At 64.5% G+C, this 24830-nt stretch carries 22 protein-coding genes; 17 read left to right on the top strand and 5 right to left on the bottom strand.

The window, feature by feature from the left end; all coding sequences use genetic code 11:
- The first annotated feature begins 306 nt into the window (after positions 1-306).
- From ACSSV4_RS01255 to ade, 7 genes are all read left to right on the top strand, one after another.
- Positions 307-1302: a taurine ABC transporter substrate-binding protein gene (locus ACSSV4_RS01255; RefSeq protein ID WP_454272950.1), complete on the top strand. Its 996-nt coding sequence runs from the start codon at positions 307-309 to the stop codon at positions 1300-1302.
- Positions 1303-1388: 86 nt separating this feature from the next.
- Entirely contained in the window at positions 1389-2198 is an 810-nt protein-coding gene (locus ACSSV4_RS01260) for a taurine ABC transporter ATP-binding protein (protein WP_454272952.1), read from the top strand.
- A complete protein-coding gene (locus ACSSV4_RS01265) occupies positions 2195-3460 on the top strand; it encodes an ABC transporter permease (protein ID WP_454272954.1) in 1266 nt (421 codons plus the stop codon). The genes ACSSV4_RS01260 and ACSSV4_RS01265 overlap by 4 nt, the downstream gene beginning before the upstream one ends.
- A gap of 131 nt (positions 3461-3591) precedes the next feature.
- Positions 3592-4287, top strand: coding sequence for a hypothetical protein (locus tag ACSSV4_RS01270; protein WP_454272956.1), 696 nt, complete (start codon positions 3592-3594; stop codon positions 4285-4287).
- Between the two features lie 122 nt (positions 4288-4409).
- Entirely contained in the window at positions 4410-6458 is a 2049-nt protein-coding gene (locus ACSSV4_RS01275) for an ASKHA domain-containing protein (protein ID WP_454272957.1), read from the top strand.
- A 90-nt stretch (positions 6459-6548) separates the two neighbouring features.
- On the top strand, positions 6549-6950 hold the full coding sequence (locus ACSSV4_RS01280; protein ID WP_454272958.1) for a hypothetical protein: 402 nt from the start codon (positions 6549-6551) through the stop codon (positions 6948-6950).
- A 105-nt stretch (positions 6951-7055) separates the two neighbouring features.
- Positions 7056-8750: an adenine deaminase gene (gene ade / locus ACSSV4_RS01285; protein ID WP_454272959.1), complete on the top strand. Its 1695-nt coding sequence runs from the start codon at positions 7056-7058 to the stop codon at positions 8748-8750.
- Here the strand turns inward: ade and ACSSV4_RS01290 are convergent.
- Genes ACSSV4_RS01290 through ACSSV4_RS01310 form a run of 5 tightly spaced genes read right to left on the bottom strand, consistent with a single transcriptional unit; the run spans position 8747 to position 16526 of the window.
- A complete protein-coding gene (locus ACSSV4_RS01290; RefSeq protein WP_454272960.1) occupies positions 8747-11440 on the bottom strand; it encodes a cation-transporting P-type ATPase in 2694 nt (897 codons plus the stop codon). The genes ade and ACSSV4_RS01290 overlap by 4 nt on opposite strands.
- Positions 11441-11453: 13 nt before the next feature.
- A complete protein-coding gene (locus ACSSV4_RS01295) occupies positions 11454-12635 on the bottom strand; it encodes an acetate/propionate family kinase (protein ID WP_454272961.1) in 1182 nt (393 codons plus the stop codon).
- Complete coding sequence (locus ACSSV4_RS01300) at positions 12635-14053, bottom strand: bifunctional enoyl-CoA hydratase/phosphate acetyltransferase (RefSeq protein WP_454272962.1); 1419 nt, start codon at positions 14051-14053, stop codon at positions 12635-12637. The genes ACSSV4_RS01295 and ACSSV4_RS01300 overlap by 1 nt, the downstream gene beginning before the upstream one ends.
- A complete protein-coding gene (fabI, locus tag ACSSV4_RS01305) occupies positions 14040-14798 on the bottom strand; it encodes an enoyl-ACP reductase FabI (RefSeq protein ID WP_454273387.1) in 759 nt (252 codons plus the stop codon). Before fabI ends, ACSSV4_RS01300 begins: the two co-directional genes overlap by 14 nt.
- A 12-nt stretch (positions 14799-14810) precedes the next feature.
- Positions 14811-16526, bottom strand: coding sequence for a PHA/PHB synthase family protein (locus ACSSV4_RS01310; protein WP_454272963.1), 1716 nt, complete (start codon positions 16524-16526; stop codon positions 14811-14813).
- A gap of 184 nt (positions 16527-16710) precedes the next feature.
- Between ACSSV4_RS01310 and ACSSV4_RS01315 the strand changes: the two genes are divergently transcribed.
- The 10 genes from ACSSV4_RS01315 to ACSSV4_RS01360 all read left to right on the top strand — a co-directional run bounded on the left by ACSSV4_RS01315 (position 16711) and on the right by ACSSV4_RS01360 (position 24792).
- The gene (locus tag ACSSV4_RS01315; RefSeq protein ID WP_454272964.1) at positions 16711-17526 is read left to right on the top strand and encodes an MBL fold metallo-hydrolase; all 816 of its coding nucleotides are present in this window, start codon (positions 16711-16713) and stop codon (positions 17524-17526) included.
- Positions 17527-17671: 145 nt separating this feature from the next.
- Positions 17672-18328 carry a TetR/AcrR family transcriptional regulator gene (locus ACSSV4_RS01320; RefSeq protein WP_454272965.1) on the top strand — a complete coding sequence of 219 codons (657 nt, stop codon included), beginning with the start codon at positions 17672-17674 and terminating at the stop codon, positions 18326-18328.
- A complete protein-coding gene (locus tag ACSSV4_RS01325) occupies positions 18325-19098 on the top strand; it encodes an ABC transporter ATP-binding protein (protein ID WP_454272966.1) in 774 nt (257 codons plus the stop codon). Before ACSSV4_RS01320 ends, ACSSV4_RS01325 begins: the two co-directional genes overlap by 4 nt.
- On the top strand, positions 19091-19807 hold the full coding sequence (locus ACSSV4_RS01330) for an ABC transporter ATP-binding protein (protein WP_454272967.1): 717 nt from the start codon (positions 19091-19093) through the stop codon (positions 19805-19807). Before ACSSV4_RS01325 ends, ACSSV4_RS01330 begins: the two co-directional genes overlap by 8 nt.
- Positions 19804-20667 carry a branched-chain amino acid ABC transporter permease gene (locus ACSSV4_RS01335; RefSeq protein WP_454272968.1) on the top strand — a complete coding sequence of 288 codons (864 nt, stop codon included), beginning with the start codon at positions 19804-19806 and terminating at the stop codon, positions 20665-20667. Before ACSSV4_RS01330 ends, ACSSV4_RS01335 begins: the two co-directional genes overlap by 4 nt.
- Positions 20664-21566: a branched-chain amino acid ABC transporter permease gene (locus tag ACSSV4_RS01340; RefSeq protein ID WP_454272969.1), complete on the top strand. Its 903-nt coding sequence runs from the start codon at positions 20664-20666 to the stop codon at positions 21564-21566. The genes ACSSV4_RS01335 and ACSSV4_RS01340 overlap by 4 nt, the downstream gene beginning before the upstream one ends.
- Positions 21567-21612: 46 nt before the next feature.
- The gene (locus ACSSV4_RS01345; RefSeq protein ID WP_454272970.1) at positions 21613-22821 is read left to right on the top strand and encodes an ABC transporter substrate-binding protein; all 1209 of its coding nucleotides are present in this window, start codon (positions 21613-21615) and stop codon (positions 22819-22821) included.
- Positions 22822-22874: 53 nt separating this feature from the next.
- Entirely contained in the window at positions 22875-23420 is a 546-nt protein-coding gene (locus ACSSV4_RS01350; RefSeq protein WP_454272971.1) for a carboxymuconolactone decarboxylase family protein, read from the top strand.
- A gap of 25 nt (positions 23421-23445) precedes the next feature.
- On the top strand, positions 23446-24342 hold the full coding sequence (locus ACSSV4_RS01355; RefSeq protein ID WP_454272972.1) for an MBL fold metallo-hydrolase: 897 nt from the start codon (positions 23446-23448) through the stop codon (positions 24340-24342).
- A 54-nt stretch (positions 24343-24396) separates the two neighbouring features.
- Complete coding sequence (locus ACSSV4_RS01360; RefSeq protein WP_454272973.1) at positions 24397-24792, top strand: hypothetical protein; 396 nt, start codon at positions 24397-24399, stop codon at positions 24790-24792.
- Positions 24793-24830 lie beyond the last annotated feature (38 nt).

Raw genomic sequence — 24830 nt, forward strand, 5'->3', positions numbered from 1 at the left:
TTGTCTATATCTGCGGAGGATCCGCAATCAATCCCCTGAAAAAAAGCAGTTTTCCCCTTTCCCTCTGCCTCGACGCCCTCTTTCGGGCGATCCGAAAACCTCTTTTCGAATTTACTGAAATGCCTCTAGGCTTTGCACTATGGCGTTGATCGGGACGCATGGATCGGGTTCACTCTTTCATGCAGTGGGCGGTCCATGGGCCGGTCGGGCTCATCAATGCGGGTGTGTCGGGAAAACATGCCCCGGCGCGCCGGACAATTAAGAAGGCGCAAAGCCTGTCAACATAACCAACGGGAGACCACACACATGAACATTAAGGCAAAACTGATGTCCGCCGTCGCTGGCGCGGCGTTTGCGGCAAGCGCGGGTGCCGCGCAGGCGGAAATTACCGTCGCCTATTTTCTCGAATGGCCGATGCCGTTCCAGTATGCCAAGGAAAAGGGCATGTATGAAGAGGCCATGGGCATGAAGGTAAACTGGCGTGCCTTTGACACCGGCACGGCGATGAGCGCGGCGATGGCGAGCGGAGATATCCAGCTTTCGGTGAGCCAGGGGGTGCCACCCTTCGTGGTCGCCACCAGCGCCGGTCAGGATTTGCAGGTCGTCGATGTGGCGGTCAGCTATGCGGACAATGACAACTGCGTCGTCGCAGAGACGCTGGAGATCGACAAGGACAGTGCCAAGGAACTGGAAGGCAAGAAGGTCGCCGTGCCGCTTGGCACTGCCGCGCATTACGGATTTCTCAAGCAGATGAACCATTTCGGCGTCGATATCTCGACGATGGAAGTGGTCAACATGGCGCCGCCCGAGGGTGCCGCCGCCATCGCGCAGGGCGCGGTTGACATGTTCTGTGGCTGGGGCGGTTCGCTGCGTCGCGCAAAGGAGCATGGCAACGTATTGCTGACCGGGGCGGAAAAGGAAGAGTTGGGCATTCTGGTGTTTGACGTGACCTCTGGTCCCGCAAATTACATCGCCGAGAATTCGGACGTGGTGGCCAAGTTCCTGGCCGTCACGGCGCAGGCCAACGCGATGTGGGCCGACCCGGCGAATCGCGATGAGATGCTGCCGGTGATCGCCAAGGACAGCGGCATGGATGTCGAGGCCACCGCGGCCACGATCGACACCTTCGTGTTTCCAACCGTCGAAGAGCAACTGACCGAGAAATGGCTGGGCGGCGGCGCGCAGGAGTTCATGAAGGGCGTGGCCGAGGTCTTTGTCGAGGCGGGCAGCATCGATTCGGCGCTGGCCACCTATGAGAGCAACGTCAACACAGGACCGCTGGCTGCAGCCAACGGCATGTGACCCCAGAAGACACTCTCAACGAGGCCCGCCCCGCACGCGAGGGCGGGCCTTTGCCCAACAAACCCAAAGAACAACAGGGGGTGGGGATGTCGACACTATCAATCGAACACATCTCGATGCGGTTCGACCTGCCGAATGGCAGTCATGTTCAGGCACTTCAGGACGTGTCGCTCGAACTCAGGACCGGCGAGTTGATGAGCGTGCTGGGCCCCTCGGGCTGCGGCAAGACCACGCTTCTCAACATCCTCGCCGGGTTTCTTGCACCTACCGAAGGCCAGATCACGCTGAACGGTCACAAGGTCACCGGGCCGGATGCCGAGCGCGGCATGGTGTTCCAGCAAGGCGCACTCTTCGAGTGGATGAGCGTGCGCGACAATGTGAGCTTTGGGCCCCGCATGGCAGGCAAGCGTGAAAAGGAGTGGCGCGGCACGGTCGATCATCTGCTTGATGTGGTGGGTCTTCAGGATTTCAAGGACAAGGCGGTCTATGAGTTGTCGGGCGGCATGCAGCAGCGCGTGGCTCTGGCCCGGTGTCTCGCCAATGATCCCGACGTGATCCTTATGGACGAACCATTGGGCGCGCTTGACGCATTGACCCGCGAAAAGATGCAGGGCCTGGTGCTCAAGCTCTGGAAAGAGACCGGCAAGACCATCATCCTCATCACCCATTCGGTCGAGGAGGCGCTGCTTCTGGGCGAGCGTTTGCTGGTCATGGCGCCGCGCCCCGGCCGCATCCACCAGGAATACCGCCTGCCCTTTGCCGATGACGGCGTGGGCAAGGATCTGCGCGAGGTCAAGAAGAACCCGGAGTTCGGGGTCAAGCGCGAGGAGATCCTGTCGATGATCTGGGACATGGAGGAAGAGATCATGGGCCGCACAGAGGAGGCCGACGCATGATCATCCTCGTCATTTATATTGCGATCTTCGTTGCGGCATTCTTTGTCGTGCGCTTTGGCGTGCGCAAGTTCCGGCAGATGAAGGATTTCACCTCGCTCAAAACCGTCACCTTCGGGGACGAGAGCGCGGTGCGCCCGGACCGTTGGGCAAGTGTCATCTCCGTGGTCACGATCTTCCTTCTCTGGGGGGCGTTCACCGGTTCCAAATGGGTGCCTGTTCATGCCCCCGGCCCCTTCGTGGGCGATGCCGAGTTCACGTACACGCTGGAGTCCCCGAACGGCGAGCGCGACGACGCCACCGTGGTCGTACGGGTCTTCAGGGCAGGCGAAGAGGTCGAAGCCCCCGAGATCGAGCCGGGCGATGGGTTTGCCAAGAATGACACCACGGTGGTCGGCGCGTGGCGGTCGGAACTGATCCTGATGGACAAGAACGACGAGATCACCCGTGATGACGGGGCAAAGGTCGTGGCCATCGACGGGCAACCGGTGAGCGCGGGTGAGACCGTTTCGGTCGCGGCGGGCAAGGTCGCCGTCACCTCCAAGGGGTCGCTCAATTTCAGCCCCGCAGGCGGCATGCAGATGGAGCCGATCTGGCTGCCCCCGCCCGAGGACGTGGTCAAGCGCGTGGGCGAGATTGCCAGCGAGGGCTACCAGAATTTCACTCTGTGGGAGCATCTCTACTGGTCACTGTTCCGGGTAATCGTCGGGTTCGCGCTCGGGGCCGCTGTTGGCATACCCTTGGGCTATGCCATGGGGCTGTCGGACTGGTTCCGCGGCTGGTTCGATCCGATTGTGGAATTCATGCGGCCAGTGCCGCCTTTGGCGCTCATTCCGCTGGTGATCATCTGGGCGGGCATCGGGGAAACGGGAAAGATCATCCTGCTATTCCTCGCGGCGCTCTGGATCATGACCATCTCGGCGCGTGCGGGCGTGTCGGGGGTGGCGATATCCAAGGTGCATGCCGCCTATTCGCTCGGGGCCTCGAAGTGGCAGTTGATGCGACACGTGATAGTGCCCAACAGCCTGCCCGAGATCTTTACTGGGGCACGCGTTGCCATGGGGGTCTGCTGGGGCACGGTGGTAGCCGCCGAACTGGTGGCTGCCGAAAAGGGCGCAGGCATGATGATCATGGTGGCCTCGCGCTTTCAGTTGACCGATATCGTGCTGATGGGGATCATCCTGATCGGGATCATCGGCTATGGCATCGACATCCTGATGCGCAAGGCGGAAAACTGGCTGGTGCCGTGGAAGGGCCGGGTCTGATCCGCTTGCCCCGAGCAGCATGTGGGCAAAGGGGCTGTATCGCGGCTCCCTTGCCATTTTTGGTTGAAATCAGCGTGATCCGCACGTGAGGTGGATTGTGCGCGCCCCGGCATAAGCCGTAGAGTCGGTGCATGGATGACAGCGCCACCCCAGCACATGCCCCACCCGTGCCCCCGCCAGTCAAGATCGGGTTGGCGCGCACCTTGGTGCGGCTGGTGCTGATCGCGGTCCTAGCGGTAATTCTGCACAGGGTTTTTGTCTGGGCCGAAGGCTGGATTTTGCAGAGCGAGTATGGCTGGGCGATGCCGGGTCTGCTGGTTGCAGTGCTGCTGATCTATGCGCTGCTGATCGCCATCCCCTTCGTGCCCGGTGTCGAGATCGGGCTGAGCGTGCTGGCGGCGGGCGGGCCCGAGATCGCACCGCTGGTTTGGCTGGCAACGGCCACCGGCCTGACGCTGGCCTATATGGTAGGCTGTTTCGTGCCGCTGCGATGGTTGCACCGGTTCCTGCTCGATCTGCACCTGACCGGGGCCGCCGATATCATCGCCCGGTTCGAGGCGGTGCCGCCTGCGGAACGCGCGGCCTTCGTCCACAGTTTTCTGCCGGAGCGCTATTGCGGCTGGATCGTCAAATACCGCTATGTGAACCTCGCCGTGCTGATCAACGTTCCCGGCAATTCGGTGATCGGCGGTGGCGGCGGAATTGCCTTGATCTCGGGTCTGTCGGGAGTCTTCCGCTTTCCGGTCACGGTGCTGACCATCGTGATCGCCACAGCGCCGATTCCGCTGGCGATCTGGCTCTTCGGCTGGCAGATGCCGCGGCTCTGAGAGAGATCGGCGTGCGATGCCGCGCCGTGGCCATTTTCTGACGGTTGCAGGCTGTTCGATCCCACCATATGGCTTATGTTCCGCGCAAGTCACCGATCCGCGTCAGCAACAGGAACAGCCAGATGTCCACCGATCCTCTCGTCGTGTTCACCCCCTCGGGCAAGCGCGGACGCTTTCCGAAGGGCACACCGGTTCTGACCGCCGCGCGACAATTGGGGGTCGATCTCGATTCGGTCTGCGGCGGGCGGGGGATCTGTTCGAAATGCCAGATCACGCCGGGCTATGGCGAGTTTTCCAAGCATGGCGTGACGGTGCAGGAGGGGGCGCTGTCGGAGTGGAACAAGGTCGAGGAACGCTATGACCAGAAACGCGGGCTGAAACCGGGGCGTCGTCTCGGTTGTCAGGCGCAGGTGATGGGCGATGTGGTAATCGACGTGCCGCCCGAAAGCCAGGTCCACAAGCAGGTGGTGCGCAAGGCCGCCTCGGCCCGGGTGATCGAGATGGACCCTGCGACCAAGCTCTATTTCGTGGAGGTCGAGGAGGCCGACATGCACGAGCCGACAGGTGACATGGAACGGCTGGCGCGGGCGCTGAAAGCTGAATGGGGCATCGACGCCATCCGCGCCGATCTGACGCTGCTCTCGAAGCTGCAACCGGTGCTGCGCAAGGGCAAGTATCAGGTGACGGTGGCCCTGCATCGCGGCCACGCCGATGACCCGGCGCAGGTGCTGGAAATCTGGCCGGGGCTGCACGAGGACGGGCTCTATGGTCTCGCCATCGACCTTGGTTCCACCACCATCGCCGCGCATCTGACTGATCTGGTGACAGGCGAAGTCAAGGCCTCTTCGGGCATCATGAACCCGCAGATCCGCTTTGGCGAGGACCTGATGAGCCGGGTCAGCTATTCGATGATGAACCCCGGCGGCGACAAGGAGATGACGGCGGCGGTGCGCGATGCGATCAACACGCTGGCCGAGGAGATCGCCAAGGAGGCGGGGATTGATGCGAGCCTGATCGTCGAGGCGGTGTTCGTCTGCAACCCTGTGATGCACCACCTGCTGTTGGGGATTGATCCGGTGGAACTGGGGCAGGCGCCCTTTGCGCTCGCCACTTCGAGCAGCATGACCTTGGGCGCGAAAGAGCTTGATCTTACCGCCGTCAACCCGCGCGCGCAGGTCTATATCCTGCCCTGCATCGCGGGCCATGTGGGGGCGGATTGCGCGGCCGTGGCGCTCAGCGAAGAGCCGGGAAAATCCGAGGATCTCGCGCTCATCGTCGATGTGGGCACCAATGCCGAGATCCTGCTGGGTGACAAGACACGCGTTCTGGCCTGCTCTTCCCCCACCGGCCCGGCGTTTGAAGGCGCGCAGATTTCATCGGGGCAGCGTGCAGCACCTGGGGCGATCGAGGCGATCCGCATCGACCCGGCAACCAAGGAGCCGCGCTTTCGCGTCATCGGGTCCGACAAGTGGTCGGACGAAGACGGCTTCGACGACGAGGTCGGCGAGGGCGGCATCACTGGCATCTGTGGCTCGGGCATCATTGAGGCGGTGGCGGAACTGCGAATGGCGGGGCTCTTGGACGAAAGTGGCCTGCTCGGTTCGGCAGAGGCCACCGGCACCGCGCGGATGATCCCCGAGGGCCGCACCCATGCCTACCTGATCCATGACAGTACAGAGCATGGCGGGCCTCGCATTACCGTGACACAGGGCGATATCCGCGCCATCCAGCTTGCCAAATCGGCGCTTTATGCGGGCGCGCGTCTGTTGATGGACGAACGCGGGGTGGACAAGGTGGATCGCGTGGTGCTCGCCGGGGCCTTTGGCGCGCATATCTCGCCGCTGCATGCGATGGTACTGGGGATGATCCCGGATGTGCCTCTGGCAAAGGTCACGTCTGCGGGGAATGCCGCCGGAACCGGCGCGCGTATCGCGCTCTGCAACGTCGCCGCGCGGCGCGAGATCGAGCGCGTTGTGGGCGAGATCACCAAGGTCGAGACCGCGATCGAGCCGAAATTCCAGGAGCATTTCGTCGCCGCCAACGCGATCCCGCACAAGACCGACCCGTTCCCGGAACTGGCCAAGATCGTGTCGCTGCCCAACCCGTCCTTCAACACCCATGGCGACGGCTCTGGCGGTGATGGCGGGCGGCGCAGACGCAGGCGGGCGTAAAAGCGGCGCGCCTTAGCTTTCGACCTTTTCACGGGATTGTGAGCGGGCTATGGGCTGCCCACTATCCTCCTGTTGAAAAGGTAAAAAGTCATGAAGACTGTCATTGTCCCGGCACTCGTCGCGGTCATGGTTCTCTCGGGATGTGCCGGGCGCAAGCCTGACCCCGTGACCGAGGTCCAGCCCGGAGACGCGGCCCTGAACTGCGCCGAGCTGCGCAACGAGATCAACGCCAACACCAAGGCGATCCAGGGGCTGGTAGAGGAAAAGAACCAGAAGACCGCGCAAAACCTTGTCGCCGGGACAACCGGGGCGTTCTTGCTGGTGCCGTTGTTCTTCATGGATCTCAAGGGTGCGGCAGGCGACGAGGCGCGGGCCTTCCAGCGCCGCAACGAAGGTTTGGTGACACGGTACAACGGCAAGGGCTGTGAGCCGGAAATCCGCCTGCAAAAGATCGAAGACAGCACCGAGACCGAGGCTGTCGCAAAAGACTAGGGACGGTCTGCTGGAGAGGGGGCCGGGGGGTATAGCCCGGCCTGCGGGCTTGCCCTCTGGCCCCTGCCGCGCGACAGTGATTCGCGGCAAATCGGAGGGTACATCATGGCGGAACTGGAAGAACGGATCGCGCAAGGGCGGGGCGACGCGTCCGCCGATCTGGTGCTGCGCGGGGGCGAGGTGTTCGACCTCATCACCGGCGCGATGATCGCGGGCGACGTTGCTATCTGCGGCGACACCATCGTCGGCATCGGGGCCGCGTATGAGGGCCGTGAGGTGATCGACGTCTCCGGTCTCATCCTCGTGCCCGGCTTTATCGACACGCACCTGCATATCGAAAGCTCGCTTGTCACGCCGTTTGAGTTTGATCGCTGCGTCACCCCGCGCGGGATCACCACCGCGATCTGCGATCCGCACGAGATTGCCAATGTGATGGGGCTTGACGGCATCCGCTATTTTCAGGCCGCCTCCGAGCACACGGTGATGGATATCAAGGTGCAGCTTTCGTCCTGCGTGCCCTCGACGGACATGGAGACGGCGGGGGCCGAGATCGGCGCTGACGACCTGCAGGAGGTGATGGGCCATCCCTCGGGCATCGGGCTTGCCGAGGTGATGAACTATCCCGGTGTGATCCACCGCGACCCCGGCATGATGGCCAAGCTACGCCTCTTCGAGGGGAGGCATATGGATGGGCACTGCCCGCAGCTCTCGGGCCGCGATCTCAACGCCTATTGCGCGGCGGGTATCCGCACCGAGCACGAGGCGACGACGGCGGAGGAGGCGCGCGAGAAGCTGCAAAAGGGCATGCGCGTGCTGATCCGAGAAGGTTCGGTCAGCAAGGACCTGGAGGCGCTCAGCCCCCTGCTCTCGGACATTACCGCGCCCTACATGTGCCTCTGCACCGATGACCGGAACCCGCTCGATATCGCCGAGGAGGGGCATCTCGATCATATGATCCGGGTGCTGATCGCGCGGGGCGTGTCGCCGCTTGCCGCCTATCGCGCGGCGTCTTTGTCGGGGGCCGAGGCGTTCGCGCTGCGCGACCGGGGGCTGATTGCGCCCGGGCGGCGGGCGGATATCGTCGCCGTCGGATCGCTGGAGGCGTGCGATGCGCGGCTGGTGCTCTGTGGCGGCGTGGTGGCGGATGACGCAGCCTTTGCCGCACGTGGAAGCATCGCGCCGGTGGGTCGCCATTCGGTCAAGGTCCCCAAAGTGACGCCACAGGATTTCCGCCACACCGGCAACCGCGCCGAAACCGACGTGATCGGCATTCTCGAAGGCAAGATCCTGACCGAGCATCTGCATGAGGAGATTGCACCGCAGGATGGCGACAAGCGGCCTGATCCCGCCCGCGATCTGGTGCGCATCGCGGTGATCGAGCGGCACGGCCGCAATGGCAATATTGCCACCGGGTTCGTTCGTGGTTTCGGGTTGCAGGCTGGGGCCATCGCTTCGACAGTTTGCCACGATCACCACAATATCGCCTGCGTGGGGGTAGAGTATGACGACATGGCCCTCGCCGTGAACCGGCTGTCGGAGATTGAGGGCGGCTTTGTCGTGGCGCATCAGGGCCGGGTGCTGGCCGAATTGCCGCTGCCGGTGGCGGGGCTGATGAGCCTTGCGCCGTTCGAGGAGGTGCGCGACCGGCTGAAAGAGCTGCGAGCGGCGTCGAAATCGCTTGGTGTCACGTTACAGGAGCCGTTCCTGCAACTTGCGTTTCTGGCGCTGCCGGTGATCCCGGCGCTCAAGATTACCGACCGTGGGCTGGTTGATGTGACGCGGTTCGAGTTGATCGGCTAGGCGCTGCGCAGCGCGAGCCGCATCTGCTTTTCAATCTCGATGAGCGCGAAGAAGACGAGGCCGGTGCCGAAGATCAGCAGCCCGTCGAATAGCGGCACCGCATGGGTGCCGAAGATCCGTTGCAGCGGTGGCAGGTAGGTGACGGCGAACTGCGCGGCGGTCACCGCGACGACGCATGTCCAGACCACCCGCGTGCCCCGGACCGCTTCCCAGGTCAAGGAGGTGCCGTGGATGTTGCGGATGAAGAACAGGTGAAAGATCTCCAGCACCACCAGCGTGTTCATCGCGATGGTCTGGGCGAGCGCCACCGGATAGCCCCGGTCGATGGCATAGAAATACATGCCGAAGACCGCGACCAGGAACAGCCCCGAGACCAGCACGATATGCCAGACCAGGGTGCCACTCAGCAGCGGCTCATCCCTTGGGCGGGGGGGCCGCCGCATGGTGCCGGGCTCGGACGGCTCGAAGGCGAGCGCCAGCCCGAGCGTCACGGCGGTGATCAGGTTGATCCACAGGATCTGCACGGCGGTGATCGGCAGGGCCATGCCGAGAAAGAGCGCGAAAACGATCGTCAACGCCTCGCCGGCATTGGTGGGCAGGGTCCAGCTGATCACCTTCTTGATATTGTCATAGACCGTGCGCCCCTCGCGCACCGCCGACGCGATCGAGGCGAAATTGTCGTCGGCGAGCACGAACTCGGCCGCCTCTTTCGCCGCAGCGCTGCCCTTGTGCCCCATGGCGATGCCGGCATCGGCGCGTTTGAGCGCGGGGGCGTCGTTCACACCGTCGCCGGTCATCGCGACGGTCAGCCCGCGTGATTGCAGCGCGGTCACCAGCCGCAGCTTGTTCGTGGGCGAGGTGCGCGCGAAGATATCCGTCTCCATCACCGCCTCGGCAAGCGCCGCGTCCTCCAGCGCCTCGACATCCGATCCGGTCAGCACGCGGTCATGGTTTCTCAACCCGATCTGCTCGGCGATGGCGCGGGCAGTGGCGGCATGGTCGCCGGTGATCATCTTCACCCGGATCCCGGCGGCGTGGCATTCGGCGACGGCGTCGATTGCCTCGACCCGCGGTGGGTCGATCAGGCCGATCAGGCCGATCAGGGTCAGGCGTCCGTCGATATCCTCGGGCGTAAGTTGTGCGTGGTTCGATGGCATGCGGCGCGTTGCAACCGCGAGCACCCTTTGCCCGTCGCTCGCCAGCGCCTCCAGTTGCCGCTGCCAGCCACCCGCGACAAGCGGTTCGGTGCCGTCGCCTGCTGTGCGTTGATCGGCGCAGAGCGCGAGCACCGCCTCGGGCGCGCCCTTGACATGGATATGGGCTTGCCCCTGCGCATCCTGGTCGAGCGTCGCCATATAGCGATGCGCGGTGTCAAACGGGATGGCATCGGTGCGTGTCCAGCCGTCGAAGGCCGTCGGCCCCGTGACCTTGCCCGCAAGTGCCAGCAGCGCGCCCTCCATCGGATCGCCCTCGACCTGCCAGCCCGTATCGCCGTGCAGCAGCGACGAGTCGTTGCACAGCGCCGCGATCCGGGCGATCTCGGTCAGATGCGGTTCCTGGGCCGGGGCGGCCGTATCGCCATCGCGCTGCAATACCCCCCCGGGGGCATAGCCCGTGCCCGTGACGTGATAGACCTCACCGGCGGCAATCAGGGCACGGACCATCATCTCGTTCCGGGTCAGCGTGCCGGTCTTGTCTGAACAGATGACCGAGACCGAGCCAAGCGTCTCGATCGCGGGCAGACGGCGTACGATGGCATTGCGCCGGGCCATCGCCTGCACCCCGACCGCAAGGGTGATGGTCAGCACCGCAGGCAGCCCCTCGGGGATCGCCGCGACCGAAAGGCCGACCACCGCCATGAACAGCTCGGAAAACGCGAGATGCCCGACGAAATGGCCATAGACCAGCAGCGTTCCGGCCACGATCAGGATGAAGACCGTAAGCCACCGGGCAAAGCGATCCATCTGCGCCACGAGAGGTGTGGTCAGCGTCTCGACTCGGGACAAAAGGCCGCTGATCCGGCCGATTTCGGTGTGCGTACCCGTCGCGGTCACCACGCCTCGCCCGGTGCCTGCCGCGACCAGCGTGCCGGAAAACAGCATCGGGCTGCGGTCGCCCAGGGCCGCCTCCTGCGTCACCGGGGCTGTGGCCTTGTCCACCGCCACGGATTCGCCGGTCAGGATGGCCTCCTCGGCCTTGAGCCCGCGCGCCTCGATCAGGCGCAGATCCGCCGGGACCCGGTCGCCCGCCTCGACCAGGACGATGTCACCGGGCACGAGGTCGGCTGCATCGGTGCTCTTGCGCTGACCGTCGCGTATCACCGGGGAGCGCGGCGCAAGCATCCCGCGAATCGCGGCCATCGCCTGTTCGGCCCGGCCTTCCTGCGCGAAGCCGATGATCGCGTTGATGAGAACGACGGTCAGGATCACACCGGTATCGACCCAGTGGCCCAAAGCGGCGGTAACCGTCGCCGAGCCAATGAGGACATAGATCAGGACGTTGTGGAACTGCGTCAAAAAGCGCCAGAGCGGGCCGCGCGACGGCGGCTGCGGCAGTGCATTTGACCCGTAAATGCCGCGCCGACGCGAGGCCTCGGCCTCGCTCAGCCCTTCCTGAGCTGCGGCGAGCGCGGTCAAGGCCTCCTCACAGGTCAACGCGTGCGGGTCTTTCAGGTCCTGATTATCCTGCACTGTTACGTCCCTTTCAGTCGCGCGCGGCGTCATCCCTCGCCAGCAGCGCCTGCAGGATCACCGCCTCCTCGTCGGTCGGGATGGTTGCGGCGACGACCCGGCTGCCCTTGGCGGAGATCACCTGCGCCTGCGCATGGTTCGCGGCCTCGTCCGGCAGCAGACCCATCCAGCCCAGCCCGGCCATCACCCACGCCCGTATTTCGGCCGCATGTTCGCCGATCCCGGCGGTGAAGACCAGCGCGTCCAGCCCGCCAAGGGTGGCGGTGAGCGCGCCGATCTGGCGCAGGATCATATGCACGAAGAGCGCCACGGCCTCCACCGCCTCGGGCGCGGGGCTGGCCAGCAGATCGCGCATGTCGGGACTGATCCCCGAGACGCCCAGCAACCCGCTCTCACGACCCAGAAGCCGCTCCAGCCCCTCCGCATCCATGCCGTGTTCGCGCATCAGGTGGAGCAACACGCCCGGGTCGATCTGGCCACAGCGGGTGCCCATCATCAGCCCGTCCAGCGCGGTGAACCCCATCGTGGTCTCGACACTCTTGCCGCCGTGCAGCGCGCACAGGCTCGCCCCGCTGCCCAGATGCGCCACGATCACCCGGCCCGGTGCCAACCGCTCGCCCAGCACGTCGGGCAGACGCCCGGCGATATAGGCATAGGACAGCCCGTGAAAGCCGTAGCGCAGGATGCCCGCGTCGCTCAGCGCGCGGGGCAGGGCGTATAGCTGAGCCACGCGCGGGCGGCTCCGGTGAAAGGCGGTGTCGAAACAGGCGATCTGGCGCGTGCCGGGCCAGTGCCGCGCCACCGCCTCGATCCCGGCAAGATTGTAGGGCTGATGTCCCGGGGCCAGCGGGCAGAGCGTGCGCAGCTTTGCCATCACCGCCTCAGTGATCTCCGTGGGGGCCGCGAACTCGCGGCCGCCATGCACCACGCGATGCCCGGCACCTGCAACCTCCATCGGCCCGACCGCGTCGCTCAGCACCGTCAGCAGCCAGTCGATCAGCGCCTCTGTTCCAGCATCCTCCGCAAGGTCAGGGTGCACCTCCTGCGTCTCTCTTGCGCGGTGCAGGATGAGACGCGGTGCGCGGCCCACGCCGTCGATCAGGCCATGCGCAAGCCGGGTCTCGCCATCGTCACTGTGCAGCGCGAACTTGATGGTCGAGGACCCGGTATTGAGGATCAGCAGGGCGCGCCGCATCAGCTGGCCTCGACCGGCTCCGCAGCCGCCGCCAGCAACCGCGCCAGCGCCGCCGAGGCGAGCCGCGCCGCCGCGCTGTCCGAGCGGCTGGTCAGCATGATCGGCACCCGCGCCCCAAGCGCCACGCCCGCCGCCTCGGCATCGGCCAGGTGGATCAATTGCTTGGCAATCATGTTGCCGCTTTCGAGATTGGGTGCCACGAGAACATCGGCGCGCCCCGCCACCTCCGACACGATCCCCTTGGCCGCCACCGCTTCGGGAGAAATGGCGTTGTCAAAGGCCAATGGCCCGTCGACCAGCCCACCGGTGATCTGGCCCCGGTCATGCATCTTGCAGATCGACGCGGCCAGCAGGGTCGAGGGCAGTTTCGCCGTCACCGTCTCGACCGCTGAGAGGAGCGCGGCGCGCGGCACCTCGATGCCGAGCGCGATCGCGAGATCGAGCGCGTTCTGCACGATATCGGCCAGCGCGGGCAGATCAGGGGCAATGTTGATCGCCGCATCGGTGATGAACAGCATGCGCTCGTGATCGGGCACGTCGAGGGCAAAGACATGGCTGAGACGGCGTTCGGTGCGCAGACCGTGGGCGCGGTCCAGAACCGCCTCCAGCAACTCGTCGGTATGCAGCTTGCCTTTCATCAGCGCCTTGGCGCGGCCTTCATGCACCAGTGCCACGGCGGCACGGGCGGCGGCGTGGCTGTGCGGCGCGTCGATGATCCGGTCGGCGTCGAGCGTGACACCCGCCTCCGCTGCGGTGGCGAGGATCTTGGCCCTGGGCCCAACCCAGAGCGGCGCGATCAAACCCGCGGCCTCGGCCTGCAGCGCGCCGGTCAGGCTCAGCGCGTCGCAGGGATGCACCACCGCCGTGGGCAGCGGCGGCAGGGCCCGCGCCTGATCGACCAGCGCCCGGAAGCGCGCGCCCGGATTGTGCAGGCGCACCATCGGTAAGGCGGTGACCGCGCGGCTGACCTTTTGCCGGGGCGCAAGTACCTCGGCCTGACCCTCGATCACCACCTGCCCGTGCTGATTGCGGCACTGGCAATCGAGCGTCACATGGCCGCTTTCAAGGTCGATCTGCGCCACGCTCACCCGCACGGTGATGCTGTCGCCGATGGCGACGGGCCGCCTAAAATGCAGCGATTGATCGGTATAGATCGTGCCCGGCCCCGGCAGTCGCGTGCCCAGTACCGCCGAGATCAGCGCGCCGCCCCACATGCCATGCGCGATGACGTGGTGAAGCGGGGTGTCACCGGCATAGGCGGCATCGAGATGCGCAGGGTTCACATCGCCCGACATCACCGCGAAAAGTTCGATATCCTCCTGCGCCAAGACGCGCACCATCTCGGCGCTCTCACCGATGCGCAACTCGTCCAGCGTGCGGTTCTCGATCATCTGGGGTTTCGCGTCACATCCTGACATGGCGTCCTCCGTCGATATGGGTGATGGTGCCGGTGACACCTGATGCGCCCTCCGAGGCGAGAAAGGCCGCGACCGCGCCGACCTCGTCTATCGTGACCAGCCGCCGTTCGGGGGCGCGGCTGCGGGCATCCTCCATCAGCTCATCGAAATCCTCGATCCCCGAGGCGGCGCGGGTCGCGATCGGCCCGGGTGAGAGCACATTGGCGCGGATCGCCTGCGGCCCCAGTTCCGCCGCGACATTGCAGGTCACCGCCTCCAGCGCGGCCTTGACCGGGCCCATGATGTTGTAATGATCGACCACTTTCTCGGCCCCGTAATAACTGACGGTGAGCAGGCTACCACCGCCTTGCATCAAAGGCTCGGCCTTTCGCACCAGACGCAGGAAAGAGTGGCACGAAATGTCCATCGCCTGCCCGAACCCGGTCGCCGAACAATCCACCACCCGCCCATGCAAATCATCCTTCGGGCAGAAGGCCACGGAATGCAGCAGGAAATCAAGCCGCCCCCAGAGCGCGGTGATATGATCGAACACCGCATCAAGCTGCGCGGGCTGCGTGAGGTCGAGCGGCAACAGCGCCTCGGCCCCGACCGCCTCCGCCACCGGCTCCACATGCGGCAGGGCGCGGTCGTGCATGTAGGTCAAGGCCAACTGCGCTCCTTCGCGCGCAAAACCCGCAGCACAGCCCGCCGCGATGGAGCGATCATTGGCCACCCCGACCACGAGACCGACCTTATCCTTGAGCATCATGGCCTGTTCTCACCTCTGAAACACATAATTGCCGCGTGCGTCGCAAAGCGCCTCATATCCCGCCTCGGGCCGCCCCATCGGTGGCGGTGCGACGCGCGCGCCCGAGCGAGCCTGAAGCCAGTCGGCCCAGCCCTTCCACCATGACCCCTCTTGCGGGGCCACGGCGTCAACCCACGCCTCGGGATCCTGATAGCGCCCTTCATGCGGATGGGTGGCGATACGGTAATGGCGGTGGCGGTGGCCGGGTTCAGAGATGATCCCGGCATTATGCCCGCCGCTGGTCAGGGCAAAGGTGACATCGGCGTCCGTGAGGTGATGGATCTTGTAGACCGACTTCCACGGGGCGACATGATCGGTCTCGGTGCCCACGGCAAAGATCGGCAGATCGAGATCGGTCAGCGACAGGGCCTGCCCGTCGAGCCGGTACTTGCCATGTGACAACCGGTTTTCCAGAAACAACCCGCGCAGGTATTCCGAATGCATCCGGTAGGGCATGCGTGTTGAGTCGGCATTCCATGTCATCATGTCATTCGGCTCGGATTGCTCGCCCATCAGTTTTTCATGGATCATCCGCGACCAGACCAGATCATTGGAGCGCAGCATGGTAAAGGCCCCGGCCATCTGATCGCCGGTCAGATAGCCCTGATGCCACATCAGATCCTCCAGCAGGGCCACCTGCGCCTCCGACACGAACAGCGCCAGTTCTCCGGCCTCCGAGAAATCGACCTGCGCCGCCAGTAGCGTCATCGAGGCAAGCCGGGAGTCGCCCGCCTTCGCCATCGCCGCCGCCTGGATCGACAGCAGCGTGCCGCCCAGGCAATAGCCCGCCGCATGGACGCGCTCCGCCCCGGTGATCGCGCCAATCGCGTCAAGCGCCATGCGCGGCCCCTGATCCAGATAGCCCTGCATCCCCAGATCGCGATCCTCGGCCCCCGGATTGCGCCAAGAAATGACAAAGACCGTATGCCCTTGCGCCACCAGCCAGCGCACCATCGAATTATGCGCCGAAAGATCGAGAATGTAGTATTTCATGATCCATGCGGGCACGATCAGGATCGGCTCGGGATGCACCGTGTCGGTGGTCGGGCTGTATTGGATCAGTTCCGCCAGATGGCTGCGCCCCACGACTTTGCCGGGCGTCGCCGCGATCTCTTTGCCCAGCCTCAGATCGGTCGATGCCCCCTTGGGGGCCGCGACATCGGCAACTATGTTCATCAACCCCTGCATGACGCTGCCCCCCTGCGTGTCGCGGGCGCGGGCCAGAACCTCGGGGTTGAGGAGGGGAAAGTTGCTCGGTGCCAGCGTATCGAGCGCCTGCCGCACCGCGAAACTCAGCGCCGCCTCGTTGGCGGGGGTCATGCCGCGCACATCGGTGGTCGCGGTCTGCCACCAGTCCTCGGTCAGCAGGAAACTGTCACGGAGCAAGGCGAAAGGAGGATGATCCCAGAGGCCGGAGGAAAACCGCCTATCCTTCGGCGTATCCGGCGCGGTCTCGGGGTCGAGCAGCCGCTGCGCCACCAGCGTTGGCGCGCGCATCGCCTTTTCGGCCAGCAGCGCCTGCTTGCCCGGCGAGGCCGCAAGGTGACACGACCAGTCGGTCATAGCTGTCCAGACCGTCGAGGGGGCCATGCCCCCCGTCAGTTGCGCAATCGAAAGGCGCCAGACGCGGTCTGCGAAGTCGTGATAGTCGCTGCGGGGTTCACTTAACTTCTGTCTTGCGAACATGACCTTCCTCTCGTTTCACTTGAGGTCGTCCCCTCGCAGATCAATGTAACAACGACAATGCAGGTGCAGAAAATTGAGGCGGACTCCCGCAGTTTCATCTGTGCATTGGGTGTTTTTGGGGCAGCAAGCGCTGACGTGGCGTCAATCCGTGCTATCTTGACGCCGGTCAAAAGGAGGGTCGCCCATGTTTCGACTGTGTCTTGTGATTCTGATGCTTGCCGCTCCGGCCTCCGCGCAGGACCGTCGCCCGAGTCATTGTATCGCGCTTGCGCAATCCGCGCCGGGATTTCAGTACCTGCACAAGGCCGGATTTCGCGATCCCCTGCCCGACTTCACCGCGCGCATCCGGTATATCGCGCATGCCTCCTTTCTGATTCAAGCGGGCGGATACAATGCCGTGACCGACTTTACGGGCTTTGTAGGTAATGCCGATTTCATTCCCGATATCGTCACCATGAACCACGCCCATTCGACCCATTGGACGGCCAATCCCGATCCGGCGATTCCGCATGTGCTGCCGGGCTGGGGCGAGGAATTCGGTCAGGGCATCGACCATCACCTCGATCTCGGCGGCATGCTGGTGCGCAATGTCCCGACCGATATCCGCTCGGGCGGCGGGATGGAGCCGAAGGGCAATTCGATCTTCGTCTTCGAGGCCGACGGGCTGTGCATCGCGCATCTGGGCCACCTGCATCACGAGCCCTCGGACGATCAATATGCCGCGATTGGCCGGATGGATGTGGTGATGGCCCCGGTCGATGGTGGCTTTACCATGAATATCGAGAACATGATGAACGTGCTGCGCCGGGTGCGCGCCAGCGTGGTGATCCCGATGCACTGGTTCACCGACAGCACGCTGGAGCGGTTTCTGGCCGGGATGGAAGGGGAGTTCGCGATCACCCGTCCCGGGGTGAGCGAGATCGAGGTCTCGCTGCGCAGCCTGCCGGACCGCCCGACCATCGTGGTTCTGCGCCCGGCCTATCTGCGCGAGGAGGAATAGCGCGTCTGTCTGAGGTGCGTGCGTCAGCTGACCCGCACGAATTATGGGCAGGCTTCGATCCTTAGTGCGTTAACTTACATACAATCATGATTGTAAGTTGAAAGAATCGGCGAGCTGTGCTGTGCTTCCTCCGAAAGGGGACCGCATGAAGCCGAGTCGGAGCGATATTGAACAACAGGGCAAAAAGACCGCGCCCCGCCGGACCCAGGACGAACGCTCTGCCGCGACCACCGAGAAGATCTGTGCGGCGACGGTCACCCTGATCGCGGAAGTTGGCTATGCCAATATTACCATGACGATGATCGCGGATCGCGCCGGTGTGTCGCGCGGGGCGATCCTGCACCACTTCGACACGAGGGCGGATCTGGTAAAACGCGCCACCGGTGGCATGTGGGCGTCGGTGGTCCAGGCGTCTGCGGGCATTCGCGCGGATCACCGCGAGCGCACCCTTACAGCAGAGCAGTTCATCGAGCGGGCATGGACCGGGCTGATGACCGATACCTATGTGTCGGTCACCATCGACATGATGACTGCGTCGCGCGGCGATCCGGATCTGCGCCAGCATGTCGAGGGCTGGATGCGCCGCATGTTCGCGAGTTACCGCGAAACCGCGCGCGAGGTGTTCGGCGCGGCGGGGCCGCGCCGTGACGAGGCCGAGACGCTGATGCTGGTGGTGACCTCGTCGCTGCGCGGGTTGCGGGTGGGTCAGATGATCGAGCCTGACGCAGCGCAGGCGCGGGCGGCCCTGGCCCTCCTGGCAGACCTGATCCGGCAGCGCCTTGCGGACGGGGGCCGGGCATGAGCCCGTTGCTTCATGCCCGCGCCATGAGCCGCAGCTTTGGCGGTGTGCAGGCGGTGCGCGACATGTCGATCGAGGTGGAGCGGGGTACGATCACCGGCCTGATCGGTCCCAATGGCGCGGGCAAGTCGACGCTGTTCAACCTGCTCAGCGGCGTTGTCCGCGCGGATGCGGGCGAGGTGCGCCTTGATGGGCAGGACATCACCCGGCTGGCCCCGTGGCGGCGGGCGCGGCTGGGTCTGATCCGCACGTTTCAGCTTGCGCGCGAGTTTCAACGCATGACCGTGCTGGAGAACCTCATGCTGGCTCCGCAGGCGCAACTGGGCGAGCGGTTATGGCCGATCTTCCTGCGCCCCGGCGCGGTCCGCACGCAGGAGGCGGAGGTTTACCGCCGCGCCTGCGAGGTGATGGAGATCGCCACGCTGACGCATCTGCGCGACGATTACGCCGGTGATCTCTCGGGCGGGCAGAAGAAACTTCTGGAACTGGCGCGCACGCTGATGATCGACTGCGACCTCATCCTGCTCGACGAGCCGGGGGCGGGGGTCAACCCGGCGCTGATGAACACGTTGACGGACATGATCCGGCGCCTGAACCGCGAGCACGGCAAGACCTTTCTCATCGTCGAGCATGACATGGACATGATCGCGCAGCTTTGCGACCCGGTGGTGGTGATGACGCAGGGCAGTCTGCTGGCCAAGGGCCGCTTTGACGATCTGCGCCGTGATCCGGCAGTGATCGAGGCCTATCTGGGGAGTGTGGTGGATGGCTGAAACGGTGCTCGCCACGCGCGACCTCATCTCGGGCTATGGCAAGGCGGTGATCTGCCAGGATGTGACGCTCGACCTGTGCGCGGGGCAGATCACCTGCATCATCGGGCCCAATGGCGCGGGCAAGTCGACCCTGCTCAAGACCATCGCCGGGGTGGTGCGCCCCATGTCCGGCAGCGTGTGCGTTGCGGGGCGCGAGATTGCCGGATTGCCCGCCGCCACCATCGCGCGCTCGGGCATGGCCTATGTGCCGCAGGAGGCCAATGTCTTTCGCCAACTGACCACGCATGAAAACCTGACCATGGGGGCCTGGACCGATCCGCGCCGGGCCGAGGCCGCCTGCGCGCGGGTCTACGCGATGTTCCCCGATCTGGAGCCGTTGCGCCGGGTGCGGGCGGGCAACCTCTCGGGTGGGCAACGGCAGATGGTGGCCTTCGGCATGGCGATGATGCTGGACCCACGGGTGCTGTTGCTGGACGAGCCTTCGGCAGGGCTGTCGCCGCTGATGGTGCGGCAGATGTTCGACATCGTGCGCCGGGTCAACGCTGAAGGCGTGGCGATCCTGATGGTCGAGCAGAACGCCATCGAGGGCCTGCGCATCGCGCATCGCGGCATCGTCATGGCGGCGGGCCGGGTCGCGCTAGAAGGGTCTGCCCGATCTCTGCTTGCCTCGAACGAAGTATCGGACCTCTACCTGGGAACGCGCGCATGAGCCTTCAGATGATCGTCAACGCGCTGGTCAACGCCGCCCTGATCGCGCCGCCCGCGATGGCCTTTTCGCTGCTCTTCGGCATCCTGCGGTTCCCGAATTTTGCGATCGGCGGGTATATCACGGTGGGGGCCTTCGCCGCCTATACGCTCAACGTGCCGCTGGGCCTGCCGCTGCCGCTGGCGGCGGCGGGGGCGATGGCGTTCACCGCTCTGGTCGTCTGGGGCGCGCATGTGGCGGTGTTCCGCCCGATGCAGGGTCAGTCGGCGATCACGCTTCTGGTGGTGTCGGTCGCGGTGACGCTGATCCTAGAGAACGTGGTCCGGCTGTTTTTCTCGGCGGATGTGCGCGGCTTTGACATCCCGCTGCAACGCCCGTGGAAGGTATTCGGCGCGCACATCACCCCCGAACAGGTGGAGATCATCGGCTGGAGCCTGGCCATCGGGGTCATGCTGCACCTGCTGCTGGCGCATACCCGCATCGGTCGGGCGATGCGGGCGGTGGCGGACAACCCGATGCTGGCGGCGATCCGGGGGGTGAACGCGGCCCGAGTCACGGCTTTCACCACCGCGCTTTGCGGCGCGCTCTTCGGGCTGACGGGGGTATTTGCCGGGCTGGATCTGGTGATCGAGCCGCTGGTGGGCTGGAACCTGACGATCCCGATCTTTGCCGCGGCGATCCTCGGCGGCATCGGCTCGCCCTATGGCGCGATCCTGGGTGCCGTATTGGTCGGGCTGGCCGAGGAGGCGACGATTCTCGTGCTGCCCTCGACCTACAAGATCGCGGTGGGTTTCGTCATCATCGCGGTACTGCTGCTGGTGCGCCCGCAGGGCCTCTTCGGGACGGCGGAGATCAAGAAATGAGCGCCTATCTCATCTCCATGGGCACCTATGTGGGGTTCTTCATGATCCTGGCGCTGGCGCTCAACCTGCAATGGGGCATCACCGGGATGGTAAATTTCGGCATCGCCGGGTTCTATGCCCTGGGTGCCTATACGTCGGGGCTCTTGTCGGTAAAGCTGGGTGTGCCGGTGGGATTTGCCATCAGCGCCGCCTGTGTGGCGGGTCTGATCATGGGGGCGGCGGTGGCGCTGCTGTCAGTGCGATTGCGCGAGGATTTCCTTGCCATCGTGACGCTGGGCGTGGGCGAGATGATCCGGCTCATCGTGCTCAACGAAGATCAGATCACCGAAGGCCCGCGTGGGCTGCGGATCGAGGCGCGGCCATTCGGCGAAATCATCGGCCCCGACCTTTACCCGCTCTTCTATCTCGGCCTTGTCGCGGCCTTTGTGCTGCTGACCTATGCGGTCTGCGAGGCGATCCGGCGCGCGCCGATGGGGCGCACCCTGCGCGCGATCCGTGAGGATGACGTGGTGGCCGGGGTGCTGGGCAAGAACGTGCTGTTGCACCGGGTGCAGATCTTTGCCGTGGGCGGGTTCTTCATGGGGCTCGCGGGCGCGCTCTATGCCCATTACGTGCAGAATATCAGCCCCGAGGTGTTCATGCCGGTGGTGGCCATGTTCATCTGGATGTCCGTCATCGTTGGCGGCGCGGGCAACAATCGCGGCATCTTGCTCGGCGCGGGGGCGGTGATGGTTTTTCTCGAAGGCACCCGCTTTGTCGGCGATTTCACCGATGCGCTGGATGCCGAAAAGATGTCGGCGCTGCGGATCATCGCGATCGGGCTCTTGCTGATCGTAACCCTTCGGCTGCGTCCGCGCGGCCTTCTACCGGAGCGTAAATTCAAGGTTTCTTCCGATTGAGGCGCCCGGCAGAAGGCGCATGACCCCATCCAACAAGGAGATATACATGAACATCGAATGGACAAGACGAACCCTGCTCGCCAGCGGCGTTGCCGCGTTTGCAACGCCGTCGGTCCTGCGCGCGCAGGACGGCGAGATCGCTATCGGCTCGCTCACGCCCAATACCGGCGGCGGCGGGCCCTTTGGCCCCAATATCACCGCCTCGCACAAGCGGGTGGCCGAGGCGGTGAATGCCGCGGGCGGCATCTTGGGTCGGCAGATCCGGCTCTATCAGGAGAACTCCGAGACCAACCCGGAAACAGCCGTGCGCGCCGCCGACAAGCTGATCAACGTCAATCAGGTGCTGGGGATCATCGGCACGTGGTCCTCCTCGGTGACGCTGGGGATCATGCCGAAATGCCAGAGCGCGGGCGTGATCCAGATGTGCACCTCGTCAAGCTCCGACATCCCGGTGGCCGACGAAAAGGGGCTGGTGTTCAATTTTCAGCCGCTGTCGCCGATCTGGGGCCGGGCGATCGCCGATCTGGTGCTGAGCCGGGGCATCGAGAGCTATGCGCTGATGGCGCTCAACAATGATTTCACCCGCTCGATGATGGAAGGCTTCATCGAAAAGGTGGGGCAGGACGCGCTCGTGCAGGAGCCGTTCTACTACAATGCCGGGCAATCGTCCTATCGCTCGGAGGTGACGCAACTGATCGACAAATCACCGCAGGCCGTGTTCATCCCGTCCTACGTCACCGATTTTACCGCCGTCTACAAAGAGCTGTTCCGACAGGGCTATGAAGGGGCGGTCATCACCACCTCGCTCTCGACCGGCGATCAGTTCAAGGACACGGTCGGCGCCGCGGGAGACGGGGTGATCCACGGCTTTCCCGTCCCTGCCCTTTCCTCACCCGCCTACAAGCAATACCTGGGAGAGGTCGGGCTGGAGGACACCGGCTCGGTGCAGCACCCGTTCGGCACCGCCGGGCGCGATCAGATGTCGGCGCTGCTGCTGGCTATCGAAAAGGCCGGGACGACCGACCGCGCCGCCGTGGCCCGCGCCGTTTGGGACGTGACCACCGGCGAGGGCAAGACCACAGTCTACAACATCGCCGATGGTCTGGCGGCGCTGCGCGCGGGTGAGGAGATCAACTATTCCGGCGCGTCCGGCAGCCTTGAATTCGACGAGGAGGGCATGGTGCTCGGCCGAGATTTCCAGCTCTCTGAAATTCAGGATGGTAAGGATGTGGTCCTGCAACGCCTTGAATTCTGAAATCCCACGGGAGAGGGGCGCGACCCCTCTCTCACAGCTAAAATGGAGGTAACATGGCCCGTGTCAGAGATGTCGAGATCGACGAGGTGCCCGAGGAGGTGCGACCCATCTACGAGCGCTACGCGCGCGACTACGGCCCCTTTCTCAATCAGGTGAAGGTGTTTGCCCACCGGCCGCCCGCCGTCAAGCATATCATGGGGCTCCTGCTGGAGCTGCACGACGAGGCGGTGCTGCCCAAGCGCTACCTCGAGATTGCGCTGGTCACCGTCTCAACCATCAACAAATGCGAGTATTGCATCGGCCATCACGCGCCGCGCGCGGTGTCGCACGGGCTGAGCGCGGCGGCGGTCGAGGATATTCTCGCCGATGAGCCTGAAGGGTTCGACGCGGTCGATTTGCTGGTGCGCGACTATGCCGTGCAGGTGACCAACAGCTTCAACACCATGAAGGATGCTATCTTTGACGAGTTGAAGCGCCATTTCACTGAGGAGCAGCTCGTCGAACTGACCCTGCGCATCGCGCTGTGCGGCTTTTTCAACCGGTTCAACGATTCTCTTCAGATCGAGACCGAAGAGGGGGTCGGGCAGATGATGGCCTAAAGGGCCGTGGCAAGGGAGGACCGGGATGACAGATAAGCTGAACGAGGGGCTCTGGGCCTGGAAGCAGAGCGAGAACAACAACCGCATGATTGCGCGACAGCAGGCCGCGCCCGCCGAAGGGCCGGTGCGGCTGGCCTATTTCGGCGGCTCGGCGTTCCGGATCACCACACCCTCGGGGCTGACGCTGATGATCGACCCGTGGCGCAACCCGCCCTGGGGCACGTGGAACTGGTATCTGTTCGATTTCCCCGAGGTCGAGGTGGATATCGGTCTTTCGACCCACGCCCATTTCGATCATGATGCCCTGCACCGCCTGCATGCGAGCACCTTGCTCGACCGGCTCATCGGGCGCTATGAATTCGCCGATGTGGCGGTCACCGGGATTGCCGACAAGCATGTCTCGGACACCGCACACGCGGATGTGGACTGGGCCGGTCTTACCCGCAAGCTCACCCCGATGGAGACTGTGCCGCCCGACAACTGGCGCTCGTTCGACAACACGCTGCTGCTGATCGAGACGGGGGGACTGCGTATCCTGCATTGGGGCGACAACCGCCCGGACCCGCCACCAGAGATCTGGGACCGGCTGGGCCGTGTCGATGTGGCGCTCTTGCCCATCGACGGCTCGCAGCATGTGCTGGGCTATGAGCAGGTCGAGACGATCCGCGAGCGGCTGCGGCCAAAGGTCATCGTGCCGCATCACTATTTCATCTGGAACGTGACGCATCGCGCCTCGACGCTGGGGCCGCCCGATGACTGGATGGCAGGGCAGGCGCAGCAGCAATGGACGCAGAGCGGTGAAGTCACCCTGGCGGCGGACTGGGTGGCGCGACAGAACGATCTGGCGCTCTGCTTTGGCGAGCAGGTTTGTTTTGATCCGCCAGATCTCGCGCAGGCACCGGACAGACAGGACAGGGCCTGATCGGCAGGCCCGCATCGGCTGATTGAACAAACTTGGGCCTGCGGCATTCACGTCATGGACAATCCCGAACCCGGCGGTATGATCGCGGGCATGATCGGCCTGCGTCCAATCATATCGCGTCTGGTGACGCTCATGCTGGTGCTCGCAGTGTTCGTGGGCGACCTTGGGCTTGGTACCATGAGCCATGCAGCGCCGCAAAGCGGTGATGTACATTCACACCATCAGATGCACGACATGGCAGGCATGACGCATGACACGCAGGGCAGCACAGGCGGCATGCAGACCATGGATGCCGATTGCGCGATGGCCGTCTGCTGCTTTGCGGATGTCGAAGAGCCTTGCGCGGATCATTCGGGCGTAGCGATGACTGCACATTTTGCCGGTGTGGCGGCCAACCCCGCCTTGCAGCCTGCCCCTAACCGCGCCGACAAACCCCCAAGACGAACCTGATCTTTTTCCCCACCGCCTGAGTGCGCCCCGCGCGCCTT

The organism is Roseovarius sp. MBR-154 (assembly GCF_053628595.1).